The organism is Mesorhizobium sp. M7A.F.Ca.CA.002.05.1.1 (assembly GCF_003998335.1).
Lineage (GTDB): Bacteria > Pseudomonadota > Alphaproteobacteria > Rhizobiales > Rhizobiaceae > Mesorhizobium.
Window position 1 is genome coordinate 1 of the sequence record NZ_RZQI01000160.1, and the last position, 9,071, is coordinate 9,071.

A 9,071-nucleotide genomic window follows, 5' to 3' on the forward strand; every position below is an offset into this window, starting at 1 on the left:
CACGACGCCCATCTGCATGGCGTCCATCGTCCGCTCGAGGTCGGCCAGATGCTGGTCGGGCTCGCCGTCGGCCGATGGTTCCGGCCCCGGACCCTTGAAGGCGCCGGCCAATGCCGTGACGTTGCGGCCGATTCCGCGATAGCCGGCAAATCTTCCTTCGTCGTCGAACTTCGGAAAGCCTGATGTCAAGACCCAGCGACAGTCGGCGCTGCCACCCTTGAGTTCGTAGACGAAGTCGCGAAAAGGCCGGTGCGCCTGCAGATCCTCCAAATGCGCGGCGCCACTACGATCGCCGTTCAGGACCTGATTGAGGAAGTCGAAGCGGAACCGGCCAAGCACGTTTGCCGGATCGATGCCGGTGGCTGCCTGGTAATTTTGCGAGAGCCAGGAGAAGCGCAGTTCGGCGTCGGTCTCCCAGACCCAGTCGGAACCGGCTTCGACGAGTTGGCGAAGCGCATCGTTCGAATCCATGCAAGAGGCGGACGATGATGCATCGTCGCCATGCGCTGTGGATCTGCGAGGCGCGCGCTTGCCGCGCGCGCTGATTGTTTCGTTCGCTTCCGCCATGCCGTCCCCACCCCGAAAACCAAGGCCGAACCCTCCTCCGCGGTTCGTCGGCAAAATGTGCCCGAGAAGCATTAAGGATCCGCTAACCTTAACGGTCAGTTAGCTTCATTCCGCCCGGTTGTCGGCGGGGTCGAACCCGCTATATAAGCAACGGCAGGGGTATTGCTGATGCTTGGACGGATTGTGCCTTTTTTCATGGGGCTGGCGCTGCTTTTCGGCGGCGGTTGCTCGCGCAGTTATGACGGCACGGTCGTCATCCCGAGGCCGCTCGATGTCCGGCGCTTCTGGGACCGGCCGCCACCGAATGTCGACTACGGCCAATCCGAGGTCGAAAACGGCGCTTTTCCGGTGGCGCCGCAGCCGCCCCGGCGTTTTTCCGAGCGCAAGGTAAGCCATGCCGCACCGAAACGGCACCAGACGAGGTTGCCTGCGTCGGCGTCCCTATCGGCGCCGGCGAAGTCGCTGACCTGCAGGAACGTCAGCGAGCCTGGCAAGAGAGCTCGCATGGTCTGCGATTAGATTGGAGCTTGGTCCTAAAAGCGGGATTCGGTCAAAAAACACGATCCGCGGATAGCTCGGCGAACGGGCTTTCACAGGGAAGCAGCGCCTTTTTTCGGCTCCTTCGCTCCGAGCTTGTCGAGTGCAAGACGAACCTGACGCAGATCTTCCTGCCAACCGTCATCGTCGTCCATTGGACCCTCCGAGGCAGCCCGCTGCAACCCACGCGCCTCGGATTCGATCTCGCGCAGTTCGGCGATTTTCTGTTCGGTGGTCAGCGAGTCGTCTTCGACGATCTCCAGCACCCGCATTTCCCTGAACGTAGCCATGGCGTTCCTCCCGGCTGATGTCGATCACAACGCCGTGAGCGCCCCTCTGTTCCAGACGGATCGCGCAGCCGCATAGCAGCAGGCACGCCGCCGCCGGTGATCGCAAATCGGGGAAGACCGGCGATCATTCGGCCGGGAAAAATGCCGGGCCGACCAAGCGCACCGGCCGCTCGCCGGCCTCGATCGAAAGGTGCTGGGCGGCACCTGGGGCTTCGGCATCGATCCCGGGGACGGCCGCAACCGTGCCGAGATCCGGCTTCGCCGTCGGCAACGGAATAATGGCGTTGCGCATGTTGGCGGGCGTCACGGTCCTGGCTCGCAGTTCGGTGACCCGCTGGTAGTAGCGCTTGACGTCGCATGCCTTGAAATTCGCATCATCGCGATATCTGAAGGCTGCCGGCAGCTCGGTATAGGGTTTGCGCGTGTCGAGCGCGGTCATCTGGTCGGTTTCGAGGCTGGCGTCGTTCAACGTGTAGAGGTCGACGCCGGGGTCATCGCAGATGTAACGGCATTGATCGACCGTCTCCTTCAGATCGCCGCTGGCGGCGAATTGCGACTTTGGCGCCGGGAAGAAATATCCGTCCGACAGACGCACGCAAAACAGCATCGCATTGCCGGCGAACGTGGTGCTCGCCGATTGGGTGCTGGGCGCGGCGCGCACAGGCCGTTGCTTTGCCGAAGGCGCACAGCCAAGCGCGACGAGGCGCGCCTGCAGGCCCGCTGTGTCGCGGCCCGAATTCCCAGCGGCAGCAATCCGGCGCTGCACATCCGAGCGGCTCCTGGCGAGATCGGCGCAAGCGTTGAAGAGACCACCAAGCGAACTCTTCGCCGTGCACTGGCGCTGTCTCTCGATAGTCTGGATGGCTGCAAGTTGCCGGCGCAACTGGGCAAGCTCCGGGCTCGCCCCGCCGCTGCGGCCAGCCGAAAGCAACTGGCTTCTGATCGCGCCGCAGCTGTCCGCGTAGGACGAAAGCGTACCGAACAAAACTGCCGCCAGCGAAATAAATGCGATCACCATGGAAGGCCAGAAACGGATCATCGGGACAACTTGGTCCTTTTTGCGGAGAACCCGGAATTTAGAGTTCATGACTTCAGCAAGCTTCGGCTACATGAGTAGTTCCTAATAATCTAAAGAATTTCGACATGAATGACCTATTGTCTATTGCACTACGTCACCTCATGTAAATTCGATATTACATTTTTATTTCAAGATTGAGACGAAACTCGAAAGAAAGCGCAAGCCGACCATCGCCGAGGACCTGCAGCGCGACGGACCGAGATCAATGCGCCATTATCGCCATGCGTTCGAAACCTTTGCCCGGTCTTCCGCGTTGAAGGACCAAAAGGAGAACGCAGATGTCGATCCACTTCACCGTCTCCGACCTGACAAGAAACCTGTTTCACTCGCTGGGGCTGGACCAGCGCGCGCCAAGGCCACTCAATCCCGAGCAAAGCCTGTTGCTGGAATGCTATCTGGCCGGCCAGGTTCCTGAATCAGCCTGGAGCGACTACGTCTTCGAGACGCCCGATCTTGCCCGGCATGCCGAGGCCAGGCGCAGTCACCACTGACCCGACAACGAGGCTTACTTGGGAGAGGCGAATTGCAACGTAAACACGTTGCCAGCGATCCCTTGCGCCAGCTTCGCCGAGAAAGTCAGGGGCAGGCAATTCCGCAGGGCCGCTGTCGCGGCATCGACAAATGTTTTTTTCGCCTTGGCATCGCCATTCACCTTGATGGCCGTCGGCCTCGGCGGGCCGATCAGCGTCCCATCCCGCTTGAAGCTGAAGCTCAAGGTGACGCTGGCGGTCCCGGCGTCCGCCGGCGGTGTCCAGCATGCCTGGATCGCTGCCCCGACATCGTCCATCGTGTTGAGTTCGGCTGCACTCGAAGCATGGACAACGGCCGCCAGCATCACGCCCGCAACCGCAATCCGTCTCGCAACGCTTTTCATCGCCAGCCCTCGTCTCATGCCTGACCGACAATCCATGCCGGACTGCCGAGATGGATGGTAGGGCCAACGCCGGCAATGACAATATCTCTCGAAAAAAGTTGACGCCAAAAAAGCGACACTGGACGAGGCCTGCGTGCCAGATCGCACTTGGCGATGGCGTGCAAAAGCAAAAGGCCGGCATTGCGCCGACCTTTCCTATCGCTACGACGTTCTGCGCCAGTACATCCGTGGTCGCGGGCCGAAAGCGAATTGCCTGCAGTAGACAGGGCTTTGGTTAACGTATCCTTAACCTCAGGCCTTGGCCTGCGACTTCACATGGGCGATGTAGCCGCGCACATCGCCGGCCGGCTCGCTATAGGCCTTGCCGAGCGTCTTCTCGATCGCCGCCACATAGTCCTTCGCCCACTTGGGCAAGGCATAGTCGACGACGGCCAGGAATTCGAGCGTCGCCGCCAGGCGGATATCGGCGATCGAAGGATGCTTGCCGCCGATGAACGGCTTGCCGTCCCTGAAGAAGCTGTGAAACACTTCGAGCGGCTCGGCGATCGCCGCCATCGCCGCCTTCTGGGCCTCCGACTTCCTGTCGGGGTGCGCGTCGCTGTGGCCGACCTCGCCGGCATATTGTGGGAAGCCGAGCGCCGGATAGGTGGCGCGCGCCACATAAGGGTAGAGCGTACCGATCAGGTAGAACATGGCACTGTCGACCATCGCCCGCTTGGCCGGCGCCTTCGGATAGAATTTCTCCAGCCCGTGCTTGTTGGCGAGATACTGCATGATGGCGCAGCTTTCCCACAACACGCCTCTAGGGAGGCCCTTGTCCTCGATCATCGGTGTCAAATGGGCGGGATTTCGCGCCATGAACTCCGGCGAACGGGTGTGGCCCCAGGCATCGGTCTCGGCATGGTCGAAACCGGCCGCGCGCGCAAACACCCGCACGGTCATGTTGTTGACGCTGGGCTTCAGCATGCTGAGCTTCAACGCCGGCTTCTTGGCCGGCTTGGCCTTGGGCGCGGCTTTTGCCGTCGCCTTCACCGCAGGCTTGGCGGCCGCCTTGGCTTCTGGCTTTGCCGCAGCTTTCGCGGCCGGCTTGGCGGCAGCTTTGGCCGCGGATTTCCCGGCAGTCTTCGTCGCTGTCTTGGCCATCTTGTTCCTCCCTCTGGTCTGTTCAGTATGGGTTCTTCGGCGCCCGATCGTCCGACAAGGTGGCGCGGGAACGTTCGACGAGCGCCTGGATCGCATCGGCGAGATGCACTTCGGCGATGTTGTAGTCGCCGCGCGCGACCCGCAGCCTGTGCGCTTCCATCAGCACATCGGCGTGGGTGAAGCCCGCTGGCGGTTCGAAGCGGTAGGACGCCAGTTCGATCAGCAGGCCGAGCGGATCCTCGAAATAGATCGAATCCATGAAACCGCGATCCTTGACGCCGCTGTGCTTGATGCCGCGCTCGTCAAGCCGGGAGACCGCCTGCAGGAAGGTGACGCGCGACACCGAAAAGGCGATGTGGTGGACACAGCCCGGATCGGTCGGCGTGCGCCGCTTCTCCGGTGTGCGGCTCTCGTCGGTGAAGATGGTGATCAGCCGGCCGTCGCCGGGATCGAAATAGAGATGGCTTTCCCTCGGCTTGTCGAGGTTGGGCTGTTCGAAGATGAACGGCATGCCGAGCACGCCTTCCCAGAAATCGATAGAGGTCTGGCGCCCGGCGCCGACCAGCGTGATGTGGTGGACGCCCTGAGATTGCAGCTTCTGCATTGGCCTTCCTCCCCACGGCATCAACTGGTCGGCGAATCTGCCCGGCATCCGGCGTTCTGTGCGCCGCTGGAACCGTGCCTCAGGATCCGTGACGTGATGCTAATGCAAACAGCCCCACGGCGCCAGAAGCGACGAACGCAGCGACGCAACGGATAAGCCGGATGATTGAGAGTGCGCCGTCCGCATTTCCGATGCCGGACATCGGAAGGGCGTACACGTTACGCTTTTGGAGGCTGAGGGTCGACGATCCGGCCGACGGCCGACCGAATTGAGGTACCGACTTACGAGCCGCTGCTGTTGACCGTAGTGCCGACGTTCGTGAAGATCCCGTTGAGCGAATTGCCAACCGCCCCGGCGCCGGTGATGATCGCGAGCGCGATAAGAGCCGCGATCAAGCCATACTCGATCGCGGTCGCGCCAGACTCGTCCCAAGCGAAACGGCAGGCTATTTTCTTCATGTCAACCTCCTACAGCTAATAAAGCGACAACTAATATATCGCCGTGAGTTGCGGGGGCGTTAAGGTTCTCGGTTTCGGGTCCGTTAACGTTTACCAGACGAATGAAATGAAGGCCTGAGTGGTTGGTGCCACTGGGATTTTCAAGGCTGCGGCTACCTGTGCAGATCTGGTTTCCCAAACGCCACAGTATCGAGGTCGTCGACTTCAGAACGAAATCGACGGCATCCTGCAAATTTGTCGAAAAACTTGGTACGCCCAAGGGGAATCGAACCCCTGTTCCCGCCGTGAGAGGGCGGTGTCCTGACCGCTAGACGATGGGCGCGTTCAAGAACCGGCGATATAGGCTGAGCGCTGGGAAAAAGCAACTGGGGTTAGGCCGCTTTCCCTTGCCGGGGAAAAGCCGGCCGTCAGCCTATCGTTTTGGTTCGATCAGATCCCAGAGATTCCCATGCAGATCGGCGAAAACCGCCACCGTGCCATAGGGCTCGAAGCGCGGTGCTTCGCGGAATTCGACGCCCTTCTCCAGCATCGCCGCATGGTCGCGGGCAAAGTCGTCGGTTTCCAGGAACAGGAAGACACGCCCGCCGGTCTGGTTGCCGATGCTCCGCCTTTGCGCCTCGTCGGACGCTTCCGCCAGAAGCAGCCTGGCGCCCTGCCCGTTGGCCGGCGCGACCGTGATCCAGCGCTTGCCGCCGCCGAGATCGACATCTTCGACGAGCAGGAAGCCCAGCCGCTCGACATACCAGGCAATCGCCTCGTCATAATTGGCGACGACCAGGGCGACCGTGGCGATGCGGCGATGCTCGGCGAACCCGCTCATGCCTGAGGCTTGCTCATTGGCCTGCTGCCGTTCATCGTTGCGGCTCGGTCACTTGTTGCGGATCGCAAAGCGGCCGATCAGGCGTCGCTCGGTGATGTCGTAGACGAAGATCGTGCGGCTGCCGTCGGCAAGCTCGGCGTCGATCGAGACACGATTGCCGGACAGCGACTGGCTGACCACCGTGGCGCCGACCGGCAGCACGATGTCGCCGTTGACCGGTTCGCCGGCGGGTGTCTGGATATCGCCGGCCAGCGGCGGGTTCGCCGGCGGTGCATTGCGCGCTTTGTAGACAAGGGCGCCGATCACCACCATAAGGGCGAGGAACAGCAGGCCGAGATTGATCCCGACGAAGCGGACGAGTTTCCTGCGCACCTTTTCGACCTCGGGGTCGAGCGGCTTATCCTGGTCTTCTTCGGCGATCGGGCTGGCCATGGCAAAACAGTTCCGGAACGGTTTTTCAATGAGCGCTCATAGCGAAGAGGCCCCTGAATTGATAGAGGCGGAACCGACAGTGCTGGTGGCGGGCGCGGATGCGGCCGGCCTGCGCCTCGACCAGTGGCTGGCCGCAAGCCTTGGCCCGGACATGTCACGCAGCCGCGTGCAGATGCTGATCAGGCAGGGCGCGGTCTCGGTCGACGGCAAGCCCGTCGACGAGACCAAGCGCAAGATGGCGCCGGGCGAGAGCGTGTCGGTTACCATGCCGGAGCCGGAGCCGGCGGAGCCGCAGGGCGAGAACATCGCACTCGATGTACTCTATGAGGACGACGAACTGATCGTCATCAACAAGCCGGCCGGGCTTGTCGTGCACCCCGGAGCGGGCAACTGGACCGGCACACTGGTCAATGCGCTGATCCATCATTGCGGCGACAGCCTTTCAGGAATCGGGGGTGTGCGCCGGCCGGGCATCGTCCACCGCCTCGACAAGGAGACCAGCGGCGTCATGGTCGTCGCCAAGACCGACCGCGCCCACAAGTCACTGTCCGAGGCTTTCGCCGATCACGGCCTGACCGGCGACTTGGAGCGTGCCTATCTGGCGCTGGTCTGGGGCATACCGCAGAGGCCGACCGGAAGGGTCGACGCGCCGCTCGGCCGCGCCGCCGACCGCGTGCGCCGTGCCGTGGTGCCGGAAGGACGCGACGACGCCCGCCATGCGGTCACCCACTTCACCGTGCAGGAGCGCTTCGGCGAGAGCCAACAGGAGTTCGCCACGGCCAGCCTGGTCGAATGCCGGCTGGAGACCGGCCGCACCCACCAGATCCGTGTCCACATGGCGCATATCGGCCATCCGGTGATCGGCGACCCCGATTACGGCCAAGCCTTCCGCACCAAGGCCAACCGGCTGCCCGAACCGCTGAAAAGCCAGGTCAAGGCATTTCCCCGGCAGGCTTTGCATGCCTGGCTCCTTGCATTTCGCCATCCCACTACCCATCTAACGATGAGGTTCGAGGCGCCGTTACCGAGGGACATGGAGGAACTCGTCGGCGGCTTCCGCAAGCTCTGAACCCGTCACCGACAAGCCATCAAAAAACCTGACTGACATTGTTCACTTCACCGTGACACACTGTTTCGTGTTGAACAAATGCCTGTCTTTTCTGGTTTTGTTCCTGTATAAGATCTGATGTCGCGGGCGAGCCTTTTGGTGCTCGCGTCACATGCCCGCCGCGTTTCGGGGGCATCACTCCAATAGAGAGGGGGCGCTATCATGGCCCAGTCACTACCCAGTATCGTTTCCGGCGAAGGCGGCCTCAGCCGCTACCTGGAAGAAATCCGCCGCTTTCCCATGCTGCAGCCGCAGGAAGAGTACATGCTCGCCAAGCGTTACGCCGAGCATGAAGACACCTCCGCTGCGCACAAGCTCGTCACCAGCCACCTCAGGCTCGTCGCCAAGATCGCCATGGGCTATCGCGGCTATGGCCTGCCGATCGGCGAAGTGATCTCGGAAGGCAATGTCGGCCTGATGCAGGCCGTCAAGAAATTCGAACCCGAGCGCGGCTTCCGCCTCGCGACCTACGCCATGTGGTGGATCAAGGCCTCGATCCAGGAGTACATCCTGCGCTCGTGGAGCCTGGTCAAGATGGGCACGACCGCCAACCAGAAGCGCCTGTTCTTCAACCTGCGCAAGGTGAAGGGCAAGATCCAGGCGCTCGACGACGGCGACTTGAAGCCCGACCAGATCACCGAGATCGCCACAAGGCTGAACGTTTCCGAAGCCGAAGTGGTGTCGATGAACCGCCGCCTGTCCGGCGACGCCTCGCTCAACGCCCCGATCCGGGCCAGCGAAGGCGAATCCGGCGAATGGCAGGACTGGCTGGTCGACGACCACGAAAGCCAGGAAGAGATGCTGATCGAGCAGGACGAGCTGGAAAACCGGCGCGGCATGCTGTCGGGCGCTCTTGCCGTGCTCAACGAGCGCGAGCGGCGCATCTTCGAGGCCCGTCGCCTCGCCGAAGAGCCGCTGACGCTGGAAGAGCTGTCGTCCGAGTTCGACATCAGCCGCGAGCGCGTGCGCCAGATCGAGGTGCGCGCCTTCGAGAAGGTGCAGGACGCGGTCAAGGCCGCCGCCAAGCGCCAGACCCAGGCGCTGCGCACGATTGAGGCGCAGCCGGCGGCGTAAGGTTAGCTAAGGCAACAAAAAATCAAGGCGGCGCCAGGAAACCTGGCGCCGCCTTTTTTGTGGCTGATTGGGAGTTGGCGAACGGG

The 9,071-nt window shown here is 62.3% G+C and carries 13 protein-coding genes and 1 tRNA gene; 4 read left to right on the forward strand and 10 right to left on the reverse strand.

What is annotated here, in order from left to right; all coding sequences use genetic code 11:
- Window positions 1-567: PAS domain-containing protein (locus tag EN939_RS10955; protein ID WP_164750943.1), on the reverse strand; the 567-nt coding region annotated here is incomplete at its 3' end.
- Between the two features lie 168 nt (window positions 568-735).
- On the opposite strand from EN939_RS10955, the gene EN939_RS10960 reads away from it, so the two are divergent.
- Window positions 736-1,086 carry a hypothetical protein gene (locus tag EN939_RS10960; protein ID WP_127268024.1) on the forward strand — a complete coding sequence of 117 codons (351 nt, stop codon included), beginning with the start codon at window positions 736-738 and terminating at the stop codon, window positions 1,084-1,086.
- Window positions 1,087-1,157: 71 nt separating this feature from the next.
- Here EN939_RS10960 and EN939_RS10965 read toward each other — a convergent pair whose 3' ends face one another.
- Window positions 1,158-1,394, reverse strand: coding sequence for a hypothetical protein (locus EN939_RS10965; RefSeq protein ID WP_013529265.1), 237 nt, complete (start codon window positions 1,392-1,394; stop codon window positions 1,158-1,160).
- Window positions 1,395-1,518: 124 nt separating this feature from the next.
- On the reverse strand, window positions 1,519-2,433 hold the full coding sequence (locus EN939_RS10970) for a DUF2865 domain-containing protein (protein ID WP_127268025.1): 915 nt from the start codon (window positions 2,431-2,433) through the stop codon (window positions 1,519-1,521).
- A gap of 317 nt (window positions 2,434-2,750) precedes the next feature.
- On the opposite strand from EN939_RS10970, the gene EN939_RS10975 reads away from it, so the two are divergent.
- Window positions 2,751-2,963, forward strand: a complete 213-nt coding sequence (locus EN939_RS10975) for a hypothetical protein (protein WP_023810978.1) — start codon at window positions 2,751-2,753, stop codon at window positions 2,961-2,963.
- A gap of 14 nt (window positions 2,964-2,977) precedes the next feature.
- Here the strand turns inward: EN939_RS10975 and EN939_RS10980 are convergent, their stop codons facing one another.
- From EN939_RS10980 to EN939_RS11010, 7 genes are all read right to left on the reverse strand, one after another.
- Window positions 2,978-3,346: a hypothetical protein gene (locus EN939_RS10980; protein ID WP_127268026.1), complete on the reverse strand. Its 369-nt coding sequence runs from the start codon at window positions 3,344-3,346 to the stop codon at window positions 2,978-2,980.
- A 291-nt stretch (window positions 3,347-3,637) separates the two neighbouring features.
- On the reverse strand, window positions 3,638-4,489 hold the full coding sequence (locus EN939_RS10985) for a glutathione S-transferase family protein (RefSeq protein ID WP_127268027.1): 852 nt from the start codon (window positions 4,487-4,489) through the stop codon (window positions 3,638-3,640).
- A 22-nt stretch (window positions 4,490-4,511) separates the two neighbouring features.
- A complete protein-coding gene (locus EN939_RS10990) occupies window positions 4,512-5,093 on the reverse strand; it encodes a VOC family protein (RefSeq protein ID WP_127268028.1) in 582 nt (193 codons plus the stop codon).
- A gap of 281 nt (window positions 5,094-5,374) precedes the next feature.
- Window positions 5,375-5,551, reverse strand: a complete 177-nt coding sequence (locus EN939_RS10995) for a Flp family type IVb pilin (protein WP_127268029.1) — start codon at window positions 5,549-5,551, stop codon at window positions 5,375-5,377.
- 247 nt (window positions 5,552-5,798) lie between these two features.
- Window positions 5,799-5,873, reverse strand: a tRNA-Glu gene (locus EN939_RS11000).
- Between the two features lie 90 nt (window positions 5,874-5,963).
- Entirely contained in the window at window positions 5,964-6,371 is a 408-nt protein-coding gene (locus EN939_RS11005; protein ID WP_127268030.1) for a VOC family protein, read from the reverse strand.
- A 48-nt stretch (window positions 6,372-6,419) separates the two neighbouring features.
- Complete coding sequence (locus tag EN939_RS11010) at window positions 6,420-6,803, reverse strand: fimbrial protein (RefSeq protein ID WP_127268031.1); 384 nt, start codon at window positions 6,801-6,803, stop codon at window positions 6,420-6,422.
- A gap of 28 nt (window positions 6,804-6,831) precedes the next feature.
- Here EN939_RS11010 and EN939_RS11015 point away from each other — a divergent pair, with 28 nt between their 5' ends.
- Both EN939_RS11015 and rpoH read left to right on the forward strand, forming a co-directional pair.
- The gene (locus EN939_RS11015) at window positions 6,832-7,872 is read left to right on the forward strand and encodes an RluA family pseudouridine synthase (RefSeq protein WP_127268032.1); all 1,041 of its coding nucleotides are present in this window, start codon (window positions 6,832-6,834) and stop codon (window positions 7,870-7,872) included.
- A 201-nt stretch (window positions 7,873-8,073) separates the two neighbouring features.
- Complete coding sequence (gene rpoH, locus EN939_RS11020; RefSeq protein ID WP_127268033.1) at window positions 8,074-8,985, forward strand: RNA polymerase sigma factor RpoH; 912 nt, start codon at window positions 8,074-8,076, stop codon at window positions 8,983-8,985.
- Window positions 8,986-9,071 lie beyond the last annotated feature (86 nt).

Bases quoted from the DNA above. Each gene is read 5' to 3' on its own strand.
- rpoH (WP_127268033.1), top strand. From the start codon at position 8,074: ATGGCCCAGTCACTACCCAGTATCGTTTCCGGCGAAGGCGGCCTCAGC.
- EN939_RS10980 (WP_127268026.1), bottom strand. From the start codon at position 3,346: ATGAAAAGCGTTGCGAGACGGATTGCGGTTGCGGGCGTGATGCTGGCG.
- EN939_RS10990 (WP_127268028.1), bottom strand. From the start codon at position 5,093: ATGCAGAAGCTGCAATCTCAGGGCGTCCACCACATCACGCTGGTCGGC.
- EN939_RS11010 (WP_127268031.1), bottom strand. From the start codon at position 6,803: ATGGCCAGCCCGATCGCCGAAGAAGACCAGGATAAGCCGCTCGACCCC.
- EN939_RS10960 (WP_127268024.1), top strand. From the start codon at position 736: ATGCTTGGACGGATTGTGCCTTTTTTCATGGGGCTGGCGCTGCTTTTC.
- EN939_RS10975 (WP_023810978.1), top strand. From the start codon at position 2,751: ATGTCGATCCACTTCACCGTCTCCGACCTGACAAGAAACCTGTTTCAC.
- EN939_RS10965 (WP_013529265.1), bottom strand. From the start codon at position 1,394: ATGGCTACGTTCAGGGAAATGCGGGTGCTGGAGATCGTCGAAGACGAC.
- EN939_RS11005 (WP_127268030.1), bottom strand. From the start codon at position 6,371: ATGAGCGGGTTCGCCGAGCATCGCCGCATCGCCACGGTCGCCCTGGTC.
- EN939_RS10970 (WP_127268025.1), bottom strand. From the start codon at position 2,433: ATGATCCGTTTCTGGCCTTCCATGGTGATCGCATTTATTTCGCTGGCG.
- EN939_RS10995 (WP_127268029.1), bottom strand. From the start codon at position 5,551: ATGAAGAAAATAGCCTGCCGTTTCGCTTGGGACGAGTCTGGCGCGACC.
- EN939_RS11015 (WP_127268032.1), top strand. From the start codon at position 6,832: ATGAGCGCTCATAGCGAAGAGGCCCCTGAATTGATAGAGGCGGAACCG.
- EN939_RS10985 (WP_127268027.1), bottom strand. From the start codon at position 4,489: ATGGCCAAGACAGCGACGAAGACTGCCGGGAAATCCGCGGCCAAAGCT.